Annotated in this window: 14 protein-coding genes; 8 read left to right on the forward strand and 6 right to left on the reverse strand. The window is 73.4% G+C overall.

Annotated elements, in window-relative coordinates:
* The first annotated feature begins 108 nt into the window (after positions 1–108).
* From QI554_RS18420 to QI554_RS18430, 3 genes are all read left to right on the forward strand, one after another.
* A complete protein-coding gene (locus QI554_RS18420; protein ID WP_281471141.1) occupies positions 109–1,986 on the forward strand; it encodes a hypothetical protein in 1,878 nt (625 codons plus the stop codon).
* Between the two features lie 137 nt (positions 1,987–2,123).
* A complete protein-coding gene (locus tag QI554_RS18425; RefSeq protein WP_281471142.1) occupies positions 2,124–2,492 on the forward strand; it encodes a nuclear transport factor 2 family protein in 369 nt (122 codons plus the stop codon).
* Positions 2,493–2,677: 185 nt separating this feature from the next.
* Positions 2,678–3,643 carry a sirohydrochlorin chelatase gene (locus QI554_RS18430; protein WP_281471143.1) on the forward strand — a complete coding sequence of 322 codons (966 nt, stop codon included), beginning with the start codon at positions 2,678–2,680 and terminating at the stop codon, positions 3,641–3,643.
* A gap of 51 nt (positions 3,644–3,694) precedes the next feature.
* Here QI554_RS18430 and QI554_RS18435 read toward each other — a convergent pair whose 3' ends face one another.
* Positions 3,695–4,732: a zinc-dependent alcohol dehydrogenase family protein gene (locus QI554_RS18435; protein ID WP_281471144.1), complete on the reverse strand. Its 1,038-nt coding sequence runs from the start codon at positions 4,730–4,732 to the stop codon at positions 3,695–3,697.
* Between the two features lie 230 nt (positions 4,733–4,962).
* On the opposite strand from QI554_RS18435, the gene QI554_RS18440 reads away from it, so the two are divergent.
* Entirely contained in the window at positions 4,963–6,192 is a 1,230-nt protein-coding gene (locus tag QI554_RS18440; RefSeq protein WP_281471145.1) for a CapA family protein, read from the forward strand.
* Between the two features lie 183 nt (positions 6,193–6,375).
* Positions 6,376–8,175, forward strand: coding sequence for a bifunctional metallophosphatase/5'-nucleotidase (locus QI554_RS18445; RefSeq protein WP_281471146.1), 1,800 nt, complete (start codon positions 6,376–6,378; stop codon positions 8,173–8,175).
* A gap of 76 nt (positions 8,176–8,251) precedes the next feature.
* Here QI554_RS18445 and QI554_RS18450 read toward each other — a convergent pair whose 3' ends face one another.
* A complete protein-coding gene (locus tag QI554_RS18450; protein ID WP_281471147.1) occupies positions 8,252–8,482 on the reverse strand; it encodes a hypothetical protein in 231 nt (76 codons plus the stop codon).
* Positions 8,483–8,838: 356 nt separating this feature from the next.
* Here QI554_RS18450 and QI554_RS18455 point away from each other — a divergent pair, with 356 nt between their 5' ends.
* Complete coding sequence (locus QI554_RS18455; RefSeq protein ID WP_281471148.1) at positions 8,839–10,329, forward strand: hypothetical protein; 1,491 nt, start codon at positions 8,839–8,841, stop codon at positions 10,327–10,329.
* Between the two features lie 75 nt (positions 10,330–10,404).
* Here QI554_RS18455 and QI554_RS18460 read toward each other — a convergent pair whose 3' ends face one another.
* Genes QI554_RS18460 through QI554_RS18470 form a run of 3 tightly spaced genes read right to left on the reverse strand, consistent with a single transcriptional unit; the run spans position 10,405 to position 12,379 of the window.
* On the reverse strand, positions 10,405–10,671 hold the full coding sequence (locus QI554_RS18460; RefSeq protein WP_281471149.1) for a hypothetical protein: 267 nt from the start codon (positions 10,669–10,671) through the stop codon (positions 10,405–10,407).
* A complete protein-coding gene (locus QI554_RS18465) occupies positions 10,668–11,231 on the reverse strand; it encodes a UGSC family (seleno)protein (RefSeq protein WP_281471150.1) in 564 nt (187 codons plus the stop codon). Before QI554_RS18465 ends, QI554_RS18460 begins: the two co-directional genes overlap by 4 nt.
* Positions 11,232–11,260: 29 nt before the next feature.
* Entirely contained in the window at positions 11,261–12,379 is a 1,119-nt protein-coding gene (locus QI554_RS18470; RefSeq protein ID WP_281471151.1) for a hypothetical protein, read from the reverse strand.
* Positions 12,380–12,537: 158 nt separating this feature from the next.
* On the opposite strand from QI554_RS18470, the gene QI554_RS18475 reads away from it, so the two are divergent.
* Both QI554_RS18475 and QI554_RS18480 read left to right on the forward strand, forming a co-directional pair.
* Complete coding sequence (locus QI554_RS18475; RefSeq protein ID WP_281471320.1) at positions 12,538–13,344, forward strand: SDR family NAD(P)-dependent oxidoreductase; 807 nt, start codon at positions 12,538–12,540, stop codon at positions 13,342–13,344.
* Between the two features lie 76 nt (positions 13,345–13,420).
* Entirely contained in the window at positions 13,421–14,533 is a 1,113-nt protein-coding gene (locus QI554_RS18480) for an alpha/beta hydrolase (RefSeq protein WP_281471152.1), read from the forward strand.
* A 102-nt stretch (positions 14,534–14,635) separates the two neighbouring features.
* Here the strand turns inward: QI554_RS18480 and QI554_RS18485 are convergent, their stop codons facing one another.
* Positions 14,636–15,742, reverse strand: coding sequence for an alkene reductase (locus QI554_RS18485; protein ID WP_281471153.1), 1,107 nt, complete (start codon positions 15,740–15,742; stop codon positions 14,636–14,638).
* Positions 15,743–15,756: the final 14 nt, after the last annotated feature.

Raw genomic sequence — 15,756 nt, forward strand, 5'->3', positions numbered from 1 at the left:
CTCTCCCGCACGCGGTCGACGCATGCCCGACTGTCGGGCCGGGTCCGTAACCTCTGAGGCATCCGGCGGGCGGTACGCGGCCGGGAACCACCGCCGGGGGAGGCCCTTATGGACGTGACGGCGTATGTCGCACTGCTGGACAACCTGGACTCACCGGACGGCGCCGTGTTCGCCCGTCTGGAGGCCGAACTGCCGGACCACGTCCGCCGCGAGCGCGCCCTTCCGGCGCGGCTTGAGCGGGCCCGGGCCGTCGTCTACCACTTCGCGGGCGACGAACCGACCATCCGGACCTGGCGGTTGACCGGGGCGACGGTCGCCGCCCTCGTCGAGGGCTCCGCGCCGGCCGCGCCGACGCTGCGCCTCCTGCGCTCGCTGGCGCCGAAGCACGGCTGGGCGTACCTCGACGGCGTCCGTGGCCTCTCCGCCCTCGTCGAGCGGTGCCTCGGGGCCGATCCGGCGGCCTGGGCGTACGTCCAGAAGCGGCTGGCCGCCTACCCCGGGACGCTGCCCGGCCTCGTCGAGTCCGCGTCGTGGGGCGCGGACGAGCCGGGCGCGGCCCAGCGGCCCGTCGTACGCCTGCCCGCCACCCCGCGCGCCGTCACCGCCGAGTTCCGCCAGCTCCTGCTCATGCTGAGCGCCGACACGCTGGCCGCCCTCGTCCCGCACCTGCACCGGTCGACCGTGTTCGACCTGGCCAGGTTCGGCGCCCCGCTGTCCCCCGCGACGCTGGCGTGGCTCGTCGCCACCGAGACCCCCAAGCGCCGCACAGTGCTCGCCAAAGCGCGCTGGAGCCGCCCCGGACTCGCCGCCGCCCTGGTCGATCTGGGCGACACCGAGGTCAACGCGGCGCTCTACCTCAACGCGCACACGTCGGTCGCCGTGCGTGCGCGCATCATGGCGGCCGCCGCCGAAGTGCCGCTCCACCCTTCGGTCGTCGCCCGGGTGTGCGGCTCGCCGGAGCGCGGTATGCGCCTGCCCGCGCTGTGGTCCGGCGACCCGCTGCTCGTCCGCGCCGCGCTGCTGCGCAACACCCACACCACCAGCTCGGTGCAGGCGCGCATGCGCGCCTGGCAGCAGGGCGGCGTCGAGGCGCTCACGCAGCACTACGCGCTGCCCGAGCCCACCGAGGACCACCGCCCGTCCGTGTTCAAGCCGCCGCGCTACCGCTCGCTGCTGCTGACCGCGGTCGCCCGCCTGTGGGCGCGCCACGGCCGCGACGAGGCCCGGCGGCTCGTCGACGAGCTGCCCTTGTGGCCGGGGAACGCCCGGTACTTCGCGGACCTGTTCGCCGCCGACGACGGGCTCACCCGGCTGACCGCGGACGTCGCCGCCCGCACCGGCACGAAGGCGCTGGTCAAGCGGCTGCGGCGTTCGTCGTCCGCGCGGCTGTGGCCGCTGCTCGAGACGCCGTACGCCGACTGGGCGGTGATCGGACGCGCCGAGCGGGCGCGGCCGCTGTCGAGCGCGGCGTGGACGCTGCTGTCCGGCATGCCGGGCTGCCCGCGCCGCGAGGTGTCCGAAGGCCTCCACGACAACGGCGCGGCGCAGGTGGACGCGGGCCGCTGGCCGGCGACGCGCGAGGTCGCGGCGCCGCGCGAATGGGTCGCCGGCAGCTACCTGGTGGCCGAACCGGCGCGACGCGGCGAGCCGTTGCCCGCCGAGCACCTGTTCGAGGCGATGACGCCGGCGTCGCGGGCGCTGAACACGTTCGGGTGTCTGACGGAGCTGATCGGGCCGCCGGCGCACCGGGCGTCCGGCGCGGGCGACGAGGGCGAGCCGGGCGTACCGGCGCCGGGCGTTCTGATGCTGCGCTACCGCGCGCACCTGCAGTCGCTGGTCGAGCGGAACCTGGGCGCGTCGACGGACGCGCGCGTGGTCGCGATGCGCCTGCTGCCCGATTTTCCCGGGACGACGGAGGAACTGCTCGCTACGGCGGGCACCATCGCGCGGACGGACGTGGAACTGCCGGCCGCGGCGGGGGCCTGAGCGGCGCGGCACCGACGGCCGCCGCGCCGCGTGACCCGCGTCGCACCGGCACGCTGCACACACGAAACCCTTGTTGAGGTCAAGCAGTGCCCCTAGGGTGCGGTCCGTCGGTTCCGTACCCACCCGTAGGGAGCGCCATGCCCGAGCGCGCCAAGGCCCTCGCCGCCGTCGACAACTACCTGGCCCAGCTGACCGCCGCGGACCTCGACGGCATCATGGCCGCGTACGCCGCCGAGCCGACCGTCAACGACCCGATCGGCTCGCCGCCGAAGGTCGGGCGGGACGACATCCGCGCGTTCTACGCGTCGATCCTGCCGCTGCAGCCCAAGGCCGAGCTCATCGGCCCGGTCACCGTCACCGGGGCCTACGCCGCGTTCCAGTTCCGGCTCGCGCTGACCATCGGCGAGAACCCGGTCGTCGTGCTCGCGACCGAGCTGTTCCGGCTCGACGAGGACGGCCTGATCGTCGAAATGACCGCCGTACCAGACCTGGAGGCGGGGGCCTGACCCCGTTCCGCGCACGCCGCGTCCGCCTCGCCGCACCGGCGCGGCGCGCGGCGGTCCGGCGCGCCCCGGGACCGGAAAGCACCCCTCAGGTGATGGGTATTTGCCCCGGTTTGTTGTACAAGCGCGGGTAACGATTCCCGCCCGGGGCGTGATGTCCTACAAACGAATCAATAGCATCCGCGAACATGAGCACTTCCCCTGACGCAGCATCCCCCCTTCCCACCCGAGGCCAGGCGCTGCCCAGCCGCGTGCCGCAGTCCCGATCGGGCGGGCGGCACCGCAGACCGGAAGCACCGGAGATCCCGGAAGGCGCGCCACCGCTCGTCCTGGCCGTCCCGGGCCCCGGGAACCCGGCGCTGGACGAACTCGTCCGCGAAGTCGCCCTGCTCGCCCGCGCTGGCCGCCCCGGCCTGGACATCCGCCCCGCCCTGCTGGGCGAGGGCGCGACCGACCTGACGCCGGTCCTCGGGCCGGCCGGCGGGTCGGCGGCCGAGGTCCCGGCGGAGACCGACGAGGCGGGTGAGGCCGTCGAGTTCGCCGAGGCCGTCGAGGCCGCCGAGGCTCGTGAGGAGCCCGCCGCCGAGGAGCCCGACGCGGAGGCCGCCACCCCGGTCATCGTCCCGCTGCTGATCGGCCCGAACCCCGAGGTCGAGGGCCGCATACGCGCGACCGCCGAGGCCGCCGGCCGTCCGCTGCTGGTCACCGAGACGCTCGGCCCGCACCCGCTGCTCGCCGAGGCGCTGCACGAGCGGCTGTCGGAGGCGGGCCTCGCGCGCGCCGACCGCGCGCGGCTGTTCACCGTGGTCACGGCGGCCGACGGCATCATCCTGGCGACCACCGGCGGGCCCGACGCGGTGCAGGCCGCGGACATGACGGGTGTGCTGCTCGCCGCCCGGCTCGCGCTGCCGGTCGTCACGGCCGACTTCGACGTCGCGGGCAGTGTCGCCGACGCGGCCGCGCGGCTGCGCCAGATGGGCGCCGAGCGCATCGCCCTGGCGCCGTACGTCCTCGGCCCCGACCTCGACCCGAAGGTCGTGGAGAACGCCGCGGCCGAGGCCGACATCACCGCCGCCGAGCCCCTCGGGGCGCACGGCTCGATCGCGCAGCTCGTGCTGCGGGCGTACCTGGAGGCCGCGGGCATCCAGGACTGACGGCGGAACGACGCGGGCCCGGGCGGTGTCCACCGCCCGGGCCCGCGCGCCTCAGAGCTTGATCATCACCTTCAGCGCGCGCCGTTCGTCCATCTCCTCGTAGCCCTTCGGGGTCTCGTCGAGGCCGATCTCCAGGTCGAACACGGGCGAGGGGTCGAGCCGCCCCGCGAGCACGTCCGCGAGCAGCTCCGGCAGGTAGGCCCGCACGGGCGCCACGCCGCCGCCCAGCGCGATGTTCCGGTTGAACATCTGCCGGATGTCCACGCCCGCGCTGCCGCCGTGCGGCACGCCCACGTATCCGACCGCGCCGCCGTCCCGCGCGATCGAGATCGCGGTGCGCATCGCGTCCTCGGTGCCCACCGCCTCCAGCACCGAGTGCACGCCCTCGCCGCCGGTCAGCTCGCGCACCGCCTCGACGGCCGCGTCACCGCGCTCGGGGACCACGTCGGTCGCGCCGAAGCGCCGTGCGATGTCCGTGCGCGCCTCGTGGCGGCCCAGCACGACGATCCGCTCGGCCCCGATCCGCCGCGCCGCCAGGACGCCGCACAGGCCCACCGCGCCGTCGCCGACGACCGCCACCGTGCCGCCCGGACGCACCCGCGCGGACACCGCCGCGTGGTGCCCCGTGCCCATCACGTCGGAGAGCGCGAGCACCGCGGGCAGCAGCTCGTCGGGCGTGCCGTCCGGCAGCCGGACCAGCGTCGCGTCGGCGAACGGGACGCGCACGGCCTCGCCCTGCCCGCCGTCCGACCCCGGCTGCCCCCAGAACCCGCCGTGCGGGCACGAGGTGTACAGCCCGTCGGCGCAGTAGTCGCACACGCCGTCGGCCCACACGAACGGCGCCACCACCCGGTCGCCCGGCCGTATCCCCGTGACGGCGGCGCCCACGGCGTCCACGACCCCCAGGAACTCGTGCCCGATCCGCTGCCCCGGCTCCCGCGCCGCCACCCCGCGGTACGCCCACAGGTCGCTGCCGCAGATGCACGCGTGGGTGACCCGCACCACGGCGTCGGTCGGATTCCGCACCTCGGCGTCGGGCACGTGTTCGACGCTGATCGCTTTTGGCCCGTTGATCACGGTCGCGCGCATGGTTCTCCATCAGCTGAGCGGGTTGATTGATCGCAAGTTCACCCTGGGCCCGGCGCGGCGCGCCGCGCAAACGCAAACCGCCCGTGTCACGGTTCGTGCAGCGGGAACGGGCATTTCGCCGCTTGTGCAACGGATAAGGGCATTTGGCCGTCTACCCACGCCCATTCATTTCGCGCGAGCTTTCACGGGGAGACCGATCCGTCATGCCCGACGTTCTCAGATCCGACCGGATGCGACCGCCTGTGTTCCGCACCGCGGTGGTGATGCTCGCCTGCGCCGGTGTGCTCGCCGCCTGCTCGTCCGGCGGTGAAGGCCGCAACGCGGGCGCGGACGGCCGGGGCAAGCCCGCGCCGGCGGCCGCCGCGCCGTCCTCCGCGCCGCCCCAGGCCGCCGCCGTCCCCGCCGCCGCGTCGCGCTTCACGCTGGTCGGCACGGGCGACGTGCTGGCCTACCCGTCGATCATGCAGCAGGCGCAGACCGACGCCGCGGGCGAGGGCTACGACTTCCACAAGATCTTCGCGGGCGTCGCCCCGGTCGTCCAAACCGCCGACGTCGCGATCTGCCACATGGAGACGGTGTACGGAAAGCCCGGCGGACCGTTCACCGGCTACCCGACTTTCAAGGCCCCGCCGCAGATCGCGCAGGCCCTGCTCGACACCGGCTACGACGGCTGCTCCACGGCGTCCAACCACACCCTCGACGACGGCTTCGACGGCATCCAGCGCACGCTCGACGAGTTCGACCGCGTCGGCCTTAAGCACGCCGGCTCCGCCCGGACCGCCGACGAGGCCGCCACGACGACGATCTTCGACGTGAAGGGCGTCAAGGTCGCGCACCTGGCGTGGACGTACGCGCTGAACGGCATCCCGCTGCCCGCCGGCAAGCCGTGGGCGGTCAACGTCATCGACGTCCCGCGCATCGTCGAGCAGGCCCGTGCGGCGCGTCGGGCCGGGGCCGACGTCGTGGTGCTCAGCCTGCACTGGGGCACCGAGTGGCAGCGCAAGCCCGACTCGGACCAGCTGGCGTGGGCCCAGGAGTTGACCGCGTCGACGGACACCTCGAACGGCACGGGCCGCAAGGACATCGACCTGATCCTCGGCACCCACAACCACGTCCCGCAGCCGTACGCCAAGGTCAACGGCACCTGGGTGGTGTACGGCATGGGCGACCAGATGGCGAACTTCCCGGGCCAGGACAAGCTGCAGGGCAACTACAGCTCCATCGCCCGCTTCACGTTCGCGCGCGACGCGCACGGCGTGTGGGCCGTCGACCAGGCCGAGTTCCTGCCGCAGTTCTCCGACCCGGGGCCGCCGTTCCGGGTGGTGAACCTCAACCGCGAGCTGGACGCCGGGAACCCGCGCGGCGGCACGTACAAGGCGCCCTTGGACTCGATCCGCGCGGCGGTGCTGTCCGAGGGCGCCGCGGCGGACGGCCTGCGCGAGGTGGCCGACGGCAGGTAGCACCCGGCGCGGGACGGGTCGTCCGCCGTCCCGCGCCGGCCCCGGTCCGCGCGTTCGCACCGAATGTCCGAATCCCCGGCGGAATTCGCCACCTCTTACCGGGGATTTACAACACACATCTTGGACCGGACGCGCGTAGACCCTAGGGTCGTGCGGCATCTACGCGCCCTTGGGAGGGGATTCATGACCGCACGACGACGTCGCCGCGGCTGGCTCGCGTGCACCGCGGTCGCCGTGGCCGGCCTGCTCGGCAGCGCCGCGGGGACCGGGACGGCGGCCGCCGCCCACGGCGGCAACGCCCCCGCGTCGACCATGAACATCCAGCTGCTCGCCCTGAACGACCTGCACGGCAACCTCGAGCCCCCGCAGGGCTCCGCCGGCATGGTCACCACCGGGTACGACCCCGTCACCGGCAAGCCCGTCGGCCCGTTCGCCGGCGGCGTCCAGTACCTGGCCACCCAGCTGCGCGCCGAGCGGGCCAAGAACCCCAACTCGCTCACCGTCGCGGCCGGCGACATGATCGGCGCCAGCCCGCTGCTGTCCGGCATGTTCCACGACGAGCCGACCATCGAGGCGCTCAACAAGATCGGCCTGGACGTCAGCGCGGTCGGCAACCACGAGTTCGACGAGGGCCGCGCCGAGCTGCTCCGCATGCAGCGCGGCGGCTGCCACCCGAAGGACGGCTGCTACTCCCCGACGCCGGACTACAAGTTCCAGGGCGCGAACTTCCCGTACCTGGCGGCGAACGTCCTCGACGAGAAGACCGGCCTGCCGATCCTCGCCCCGGTCACCGTCAAGTACGTCAACGGCGCCCTCGTCGGCTTCATCGGCATGACCCTGGAGGGCACGCCGGACGTCGTCACCGCGGAAGGCGTCAAGGGCCTCAAGTTCAAGGACGAGGTCGAGACCGCCAACTTCTACACCAAGCTGCTCAAGGCGGTCGGCATCAAGTCGATCGTCGTGCTGCTGCACGAGGGCGGCCTGCCGTCCAGCGGCATCTACAACTACGACTGCAACGCGGGCGGTTCGCTCGGCCTCAGCGGCCCGGTCGTCGACATCGCGAAGAACCTCGACCCCGAGATCGACGCGGTGGTCACCGGCCACACGCACCAGTCGTACGTGTGCAACATCCCCGACCCGAAGGGCAACCCCCGCCTGGTCACCAGCGGCGCGTCGTTCGGCCGCGAGTACACCGACATCCAGCTGACCTACGACAAGCGCACGCGCGACATCGTCCGCACCGGGGTCACCGCGGTCAACAAGATCGTCACGCGGGACACCCAGCCGGCGAAGGACATGACCGACCTCATCGGGGAGTGGAACACGATCGCGGCGCCGGTCGCGAACCGCCCCGTCGGCTACATAGCGGCCGACGTCCTCGGCCGCGGCGCCAAGACGGCGGAGTCCCCGCTCGGCGACGTCATCGCCGACGCCCAGCTCGAGGCCACCAAGGCCACCGACAAGGGCGCCGCGCAGATCGCGTTCATGAACCCCGGCGGCATCCGCTCCGACTTCCAGTACAAGGCGGCCGGCACCGAAGGGGACGGCGTCGTGACGTACGGCGAGGCGTTCACCGTCCAGCCGTTCACCAACATGATGGTGACCCAGACGCTGACCGGGCAGGCCGTCCTCGACGTCCTCGCCCAGCAGGTCTCCGGCTCGAACGCCGCGTCGCCGCGCTTCCTGCAGATCTCCGACGGGCTCACGTACTCGGTCGACTCCAAGCAGACCGGCGCCGCGCGCATCGTCGCGGGCTCCGTCAAGCTGAACGGCGTGCCGATCGACCCGGCCGCGACCTACCGGGTCTCGTGCAACGAGTTCCTCGCCGGCGGCGGCGACGGCTTCCCGGCCTTCAAGACCGGCACCGCCAAGCTCAACGGCGTGTCCGACCTCGAGGCGCTCACCGCGTACCTCGGCGCGCACTCGTCGGCGGCCTCGCCGCTCGCGGTCCCCGCGGCGAACCGCATCACCTTCGTGAGCTGACGCCCCGCACCACGGCGGACGCGAAGCGGCCCCGCACACCGGGTGGTGTGCGGGGCCGCTTCGGCTGTCGGAGGGGTTACGCCACGCGGCGCAGCGCCGCCGTCACCCGCGTCGTCGCGACACTCCTCGCGTACCGGCGGCGGCGCGCGATGATCGCGAGCAGCGGGCCGTGGGCGTAGGAGGACGCGGGGCCGGCGGAGAACCGGGGCGCGTCGGTGTCGGCGGCGAAAGAAAGAGCGAGCGCGGAGCGCTCACGAATATGGGCGGTGGGGGGCGACGGGCGGGAGGTGGTGGCGGGGCTCGTCATGGCACTTCTCGATTCGTTCGGGACCGCTCCTGGTGGGGGCGGCTCGTGACATGCCCTACGTTATGCGTCGGCGCCGACACGAGGCGTCCACCCGAGGTCGGCGATCTTCGGCCTCCGCCAGTGGGTCGGGAGACGTACACGTACTCCTCAAGGATGAGGCGAAAGGCCCGGTCGTCTCAGGGCCGTCCCCGGGTCCGGGGCGCCCACGGACACCGGCGCGCCCCTTCGTGAACGCCTCTGACGGGGTCCACAGGCCGGTCTCCGGCTTGAACCGTTGCATCGGTGCATGTATCTCTGTCTGCGTCCGCTTCGCGTCCACGTTCGAACCACCGGGTCCCCGAGGCAGGGAGTAGGCCATGACGATGGATCCGCGCACCCCCGTGCTCGTCGGCGTCGCCGCCGTCCAGCAGCGCGTCGACCAGCCCGGCGGCGGGCTGGACGCCGTCGAGCTGACGGCCCGCGCCGCCGGTGCCGCCGCCGAGGACTCCGGCGCGCCCGCGGGCGGCACCAAACTGCTCGGCTCCGTCGACCGGGTGCTGATACCGCGCGGCATGTGGGGCCCGGGCGATCCGGGACGCCGGATAGCCGAGCGCTACGGCGCCGCCTCCGCCCGCACCCTCGTCGCCGAACTCGGGGTGCTGCAACAGACGTTGCTGACGCGCGCGATCACCGGCATCGTCGCCGGCGACACCGACGTGGCCCTGGTCGCGGGCGGTGAAGCCGCCTACCGCGACCGCAGACTGCGCGGCACCGGCCTTCCGTCCATGGCCAAGCCGCTCCCGAACGTGCCGCCCGACCAGGTGCTCAGCCCCGGCGGCGACATCCTGCACCGCATCGAGATCGACCGCGGGCTCCCGGTGCCGGTACGGCAGTACGCGATCCTGGAGACCGCGCTCCGGTACGCGGAGGGCCTCACGCCCGAGGAGCACGCCGCCAAGGTCGCCGAGCTGTGGTCGCGGTTCGCCGCCCGCGCCGTCGACAACCCCGACGCCTGGCACCGGGCCCCGGTCGCGGCCGAGGACATCGCGACGGCGTCGCCCGCCAACCCGATGCTCTCGCTGCCGTACACCCGCTCGCACTGCTCGCGCTCCGGCGTCGACCAGGCGGCGGCGCTGATCCTGTGCTCGGCCGAGGCCGCCGAACGGTTCGGGGTGCCGCGCGACCGCTGGGTGTTCCCGCTCGCGGCGGCCGAGTCGAACCTCATGATCCCGATCGTGGCGCGCACGCCGCTGCACCGTTCGCCGGGCTTCGCGGCGGTCGGGGCGTTCCTGGCGGCGTACACCGGCGTCTCGGCGGCGGACGCGACGTACGTCGACCTGTACAGCTGCTTCCCGGCGGCCGTTCGCATGCAGATGGCCGAACTCGGGCTGGGGGAGCGGGAAGACCTCACGGTGACCGGCGGCATGCCCTTCGCCGGCGGGCCGCTCAACAGCTACGTGCTGCACTCCACCGTGGCCATGGCCAAGGAACTGCGCGCAGGCGACGCGGGCGCGACCGGCTACGTGACGTGTGTGTCCGGCATGGTGACCAAGCAGGCGGGCGCGGTGTGGTCGAACGCGCCGTCGGACACGCCGTTCCACGGCGAGGACCTGTCGGCGCGCACGACCGAGGCGGCGACCACGTGCAACGTGGTCGGCGACTACAAGGGCCTCGGCGCGGTCGACGGCTACACCGTCGCGACCGGCGCGGGCCCGGACGGGGCCGACCTGGCGATCGCGGTCGTCGCCGTGCCGGGGGAGTCGCGGACGGTCGCGACGACGGCGAATCCGGACGTGGTCAAGGCGTTCGGATCGGGTGAGTGGGTGGGGAAGCACGTGCACGTGAACGGGGCCGAGCTGGCTTTGTGAGTGGCGGGGCCGGTCGGGCTCGCTCGGGCGCGGGCTCACGGGCTCACGGGCTTACTGGGTCACGGGCTCACTGGGTCACGGGGTTGTCGGGTCTCCGGGGTAGCGGACGTCGACCGTCCATGCGCCGCGCCGGACTTCGGCGAGACGCTGCTCGGCCATGCGGCGCGTGATGTCACGCGGCACGAGGCAGTCCGCGCACGCGCCCGGACCCGCCACCACGGTGAGGGTGACGGCGAACTCGCCGGTGTGCGCGATGTCGAGGCGGTAGTCGTCGGCGGCGAGGCCGGCCGCGAGCGGGGCGAGTGCGGTGGCGAGCGCGTCGTCGGGAGTGGTCGCGGTCATGACGGGTCCTTGGGGGCGGTGACGCTGTTCGCGTCGGCGGTGCCGGTGAACAGGGCGAGCGCGGTCTCCACGGCGGCGTCGGCCATCGCGTCCAGCGCGGCGTCCGAGGAACCGCCCAGCGGGCCGGGGACGGTGAGGACGCGGGCGTCCGGAAGCCCGTACAACCCGCTGACCTGACGGGCGAGCTCGGTGAAGCCCGCGGTGGCGAGCAGGACGGTGGGGATGCCGAGCTGTTCCAGTTCGACCGTGTCGTACGCGCTCCAGGACGTACACGAACCGCAGTCCGCCGAACCCGTGATGACCAGGTCGGCCTCGGCGCGCAGCCGTTCCATCACCTCGGGCTCGGCCGGGAGCGCGGCGCTGACCTTGGCGATCTCCAACGACACGGCGGCGCCGGTGCGTTCGGCGACCAGGCGGGCGATCGCGCCCTGGATGTAGCCCGCATGGGGCTTGAGGTTGTCGAGCACCGCGATGCGCTTCCCGGCCAACAGCTCGGGGCTGGGGGCCAGTTGCTTCGCGGCGGTGCCGACCCGGCCTTCAGGGGAGAGGATCTCGATCACGCGGGGGCTCCTCCGTACATGAGTGGGGGTCAGGCGACGGGGACGGTGACGCTGCGCGTCCGGCCCCAACTCGGCACGACGAACGACTGCTTGCCCGGTCCGCCCGACACCAGGACGCGGATGTTGTCGGGGTGGTCGGTCATCGGCATCAGGTCGTCGTCGCCCAGCGCCTTCATCCACGGGCGCCACAGGTTCGCGTGGAAGTGCGCGCGGAAGTCGCCCGCGCGGCGGCGCGCCTTCTCGTACAGGAAGGACTGGACGTCCTGGCGCGCCCACCCCGCGCCCGCGATGGTCGCGGCGTGCTCCGGGCCGAGGACGACGAAGTACTCGGCGTCCGACACCACGGCGTTGTTGGTGCCGAAGGTCGCCATCACGGTGGCCGCCTTGCCGAGGATCCCGGCGGGTTCGCGGCTTTCCATGTCGTGGAAGTTGTGCGGGTTCTCCATGGCCGCGACGGTGACCGCGCTGGCGCTGTCGAGGCCGAGGGCGCGCGGGTAGGCCGGCCACGGGCTCGCGGGGGTGTTCTCCGCGAAGCAGTAGGTGTACTTGGAGGGTTGGCCGTGCGTCGCGGCATCTCCCAGGCCGCCTGCGGCGGTTCCCTTCGCGGTGCCGCCCGCGACGTGCAGCATCACGAACCGGACGGCGCGGCCCAGCGTCGCGTTGGCGCGGTTGCCGGGGCCGAGCGTGCCGGTGCCCGCGTTGAAGCCGTACCGGTCGACGGCCTCGCCGTGCACGACGACCATCGCGGACACCGGGTGCGTCGTGGAGTTGACGCCGCGCAGGTTGAACTCCGGTGCGGTCAGGCCGCGTACGGCCGCGACCAGCAGCGGCAGGAGGCCGGCCGGGCAGCCTGCCATGACCGCGTTGACGGCGAGCACGCGCGCGGTCGCCTCGCCCAGGCGCGGGGCGAGCGTGCCGACGACCTCGTCGGGGTCGCCGTCGTACGCGGCGAGCATCGCCTCGACCCGGGCCGGGGTGGGGGCGACCACGGGCAGGCCGTCGCCCCAGCCGCGGGCCTCCAGCAGGGCGTACAGCGTCTCGGGGGATTCGTCGGCGAGCGTGAGGGGGACGTCGGCCCCGTCGACGTGGGGCCCGCCGTCGGGCGCCTTGTCGGCCGGGGCCTGCGGTGCCGTCTGTGCCGCGTCCACGCGCGCCTCCCGTCCTGGCGCCGGGCCTCCCGTGGCGGGCGGGCCGGGCGTTCCTCGTCCGTCGCGCCGAAGCTAGCTTGACGCCTCGTCAGGATCAAGACTTGCGTTCGATATTTCGAATCGCTTGTCTGGTCTTTCGAAAGAATGGGGTGGTGGAGATGGCGGTCGGCATCGACCTGGGCGGGCGTGCGGCGCTCGTCACCGGCGGCGGGGCGGGCATCGGGCGCGCGGTGTGCGTCCAACTCGCCCGCGCGGGAGCGGACGTCGCGGTGGCGGACCTGCGCGGCGCGGCGGCCGAGGAGACCGCCGCCCTGGTGGCCGCCGAGGGCGTGCGCGCCGCCGCGCTGACCTTCGACGCCACCGACGCGGAGCAGGTCGCCGCGACCGTCGCCGAGGCGGCCGCGCGGCTCGGCGGCCTGGACATCGCGGTCAACAACGTCGGCATGACCGCGGGCCACGGCACCGCCGCGTTCGTCGACTGGACGCCGCAGGCGGTCCGCGACGTCGTCGGCGTGAACCTGCTGGCCACCGCCTACTCGTGCCAGGCCGAGGCGCGGGCGATGATCGCCGCCGGACGGGGCGGCTGCATCGTCAACGTCAGCTCCGGGGAGACGACCCGGCCCGCGCCCGGGCTCGCGCCGTACGGGGCGGCCAAAGCGGGCGTCAACCACCTGACGCAGACGCTGGCCGTCGAGCTGGCGCCCCACCGGATCCGCGTCAACGCCGTCGCGCCGGGCACGACCCTGACCGAGCAGGTCGCGGCGTCGCTGTCGGCGGACTTCCAGGAGGCCCTGCTGCGGTCGGTCCCGCTGGGCGCGCTGTCGCAGCCGGAGGACATGGCCCGGCTGGTGCTGTTCCTCGCGTCCGACCTGGCGGCGCACACGACGGGACAGTTCGTGCTGTCGGACAACGGGGCCTTCCTGTCGCGGAGCCGTCCTCCGTACGAACACAACGCGACCGGCTGATGACGATCGTCTTTGGTCTTTGCGAACCTTTTGGCGGATTTCTGCGTCGTTGATCTTTGTGCTTATCGTCGACGCCATGACTGCCCCCCTCCGCCGGGCGACCGCGCCGTCCGCCCGCCGAATACGCCTGCTCGCCGCCGTCGCGGCGGCCACCTCGGCCGCCCTGCTGGCGGCCGGCTGCTCCGGCGGTTCGTCCGACGGCAAGGGCGCCTCCGACGGGCGGCCGGACGCCAAGGCCGCGCCCGGCGTGTCCGCCCCGGGCACCCCAGGCGGAGCACCGGGCGGCTCGACACCCCCGCCGGCGGGCCAGACGTCGGGCACCCCGGCCGCCCCGCCGATGACCGCGCCGCCGTCCCCGACCGGCGCGCCCCAGGCGTTCTCGACGGTGCTCACGGCCGCCGGGCGGCCGATCCAGCTGACCACGCTGCACGGGCCCAAGTCCGACGTGACCATGAAGGTCTGGATGTGGACGCCCCCGGAGTACGACGACCCCAAGTACGCCGGCACCCGCTTCCCCGTCCTCTACCTGCTGCCCGGCGGCGAGGGCAACGGCTACAACACGTGGACCGACAACGCCCAGCTCGGCCTGCAGGACTCCATCGCGGCGATGTCCAAGGCCGGGACGTCCCACCCGTTCATCCTGGTCATGCCGTCGATGCAGCTGGCCAAGAGCGTCGAGACCGAATGCTCGGACATCCCCGGCCAGCCGAAGGTCGGCACCTGGCTGACCGAGGACGTCCGCGACATGGTCCTCGCCAACTTCCGCGCCAACCCCGACCCGAAGGCCTGGGGCATCATGGGCGCGTCGAGCGGCGGCTTCTGCGCGGCGAAGTTCGCCCTCCAGCGCCCCGACCGCTTCTCGGTCGGCGTCCCGATCGGCGGCTATTTCATCCCCGACTCCAAGCTGTGGGGCGGCAAGACCCCGGCCTGGGAGGCCAACAACCCGAGCCTGCTGGCCGGCAAGGGCGAGTCCTCGGCCAAGATCCTGATGGTCGTCGGCGGCGCCGAACCCGAAGAACAGCGTGTGGCGAGGAACTTCCTCCCCCTGGTGAAGGCCCCGGCCACCATCGAACAGTGGAACAACCCCGGCGCGAAGCACCTGACGAAGGACTTCAAAAAGGCCGTCCCGACGGCTTTGGAGTTCCTGACCAAGAACCTGACGGGCCCGACCCCGAAGCCGACAGGCTGACGCCGGGGCGGGCCGAGGAGCCTCGCGGGCGCGGTCACTGGTCTGGACGCCGCCCGCCCGACGGGAGCTGCGGGCGGGCGGCGTGAATCTCATGATGGTGTGTCAGGCGACCGGGGTCACCACCCGCCCCTCGTGCGCCGGGTAGTCGGTGTAGCCCGCTTCGCCGCCGCCGTAGACGTTTTCGGTGGCCGGCGGCGCCAGCGGCACGCCCGCGGCCAGCCGCGCGGGCAGGTCCGGGTTGCTGATGAACAGCCGTCCGAACGCGACGAGATCGGCATGCCCCGCGGCCAGCACGCGCTCGCCGTTTTCCGGGCTGTTCGGCGTCGGCCCGTTGTGGTTGGCGATCAGCGTGCCGTCCCACCGCGGCCGCAGGTCGGCCTGGGCGCCGTACCGTCCGCGTTCGAGCACGTGCAGGTAGCTCAGCCCGAGCGGCGCGACCGCGGCGACCAGTGCCCGGTAGGTCTCCTGCGCGTCGGCCTCGGCGAGTTGGTTCTCGTCGTTGTCCGGCGACACCCGCAGCCCGACCCGGTCCGCACCGACCGCGCCCGCCACGGCCTCGACCACCTCGACGGGGAACCGCAGCCGTCCGGTGAGCGAACCGCCGTACGCGTCCCCGCGCACGTTGCTGTTCTCGGCCAGGAACTGCTGCAGCAGATATCCGTTCGCGCTGTGGATCTCGACACCGTCGAACCCGGCCGCCACCGCGTTTTCCGCCGCCGCCGCGAACGCCTCGACGACGCCCGCGATTTCACGCACCGTCAGGGCGCGCGGCGTGACGTGGTCGAGCAGCCCGTCCCGCGTGAAGATCTGCGCGTTGTCGATCCGTACCGCCGAGGGCGCCACCGGCAGTTCGCCGCCGAGCGTCGTCGGGTGCGTCATGCGCCCGACGTGCCACAGCTGCGCGTAGATGGTGCCACCCACCTCGTGCACGGCCTCGGTCACGGCGCGCCACCCGGCGACCTGGTCGGCGGTCCGCAGGCTCGGAATGCCCGGCCCGGCCTTGCCGAGCGGGTCGACGTACACGCCTTCGGTGATCAGCAGCCCGGCCCCGGCCCGCTGTCGGTAGTAGGTCGGCGCCAGCGGGCTCGGCACGCCGGTCCCGTCGTCCGCCCGCCCGCGGGTCATGGGTGCGAGCGCGATGCGGTTGGCGAGGTCGAGGCGGTCGCGGCGGTACGGGGTGAGCAGCGCGTTCGACACGGTGTCGTCCATCCTTCGAAGTCCTC

This window comes from Yinghuangia seranimata (assembly GCF_029953285.1).
In the GTDB taxonomy this organism is placed as follows: Bacteria; Actinomycetota; Actinomycetes; order Streptomycetales; family Streptomycetaceae; genus Yinghuangia; species Yinghuangia seranimata.

Bases quoted from the DNA above. Each gene is read 5' to 3' on its own strand.
- QI554_RS18420 (WP_281471141.1), top strand. From the start codon at position 109: ATGGACGTGACGGCGTATGTCGCACTGCTGGACAACCTGGACTCACCG.
- QI554_RS18425 (WP_281471142.1), top strand. From the start codon at position 2,124: ATGCCCGAGCGCGCCAAGGCCCTCGCCGCCGTCGACAACTACCTGGCC.
- QI554_RS18430 (WP_281471143.1), top strand. From the start codon at position 2,678: ATGAGCACTTCCCCTGACGCAGCATCCCCCCTTCCCACCCGAGGCCAG.
- QI554_RS18435 (WP_281471144.1), bottom strand. From the start codon at position 4,732: ATGCGCGCGACCGTGATCAACGGGCCAAAAGCGATCAGCGTCGAACAC.
- QI554_RS18440 (WP_281471145.1), top strand. From the start codon at position 4,963: ATGCGACCGCCTGTGTTCCGCACCGCGGTGGTGATGCTCGCCTGCGCC.
- QI554_RS18445 (WP_281471146.1), top strand. From the start codon at position 6,376: ATGACCGCACGACGACGTCGCCGCGGCTGGCTCGCGTGCACCGCGGTC.
- QI554_RS18450 (WP_281471147.1), bottom strand. From the start codon at position 8,482: ATGACGAGCCCCGCCACCACCTCCCGCCCGTCGCCCCCCACCGCCCAT.
- QI554_RS18455 (WP_281471148.1), top strand. From the start codon at position 8,839: ATGACGATGGATCCGCGCACCCCCGTGCTCGTCGGCGTCGCCGCCGTC.
- QI554_RS18460 (WP_281471149.1), bottom strand. From the start codon at position 10,671: ATGACCGCGACCACTCCCGACGACGCGCTCGCCACCGCACTCGCCCCG.
- QI554_RS18475 (WP_281471320.1), top strand. From the start codon at position 12,538: ATGGCGGTCGGCATCGACCTGGGCGGGCGTGCGGCGCTCGTCACCGGC.
- QI554_RS18480 (WP_281471152.1), top strand. From the start codon at position 13,421: ATGACTGCCCCCCTCCGCCGGGCGACCGCGCCGTCCGCCCGCCGAATA.
- QI554_RS18485 (WP_281471153.1), bottom strand. From the start codon at position 15,742: ATGGACGACACCGTGTCGAACGCGCTGCTCACCCCGTACCGCCGCGAC.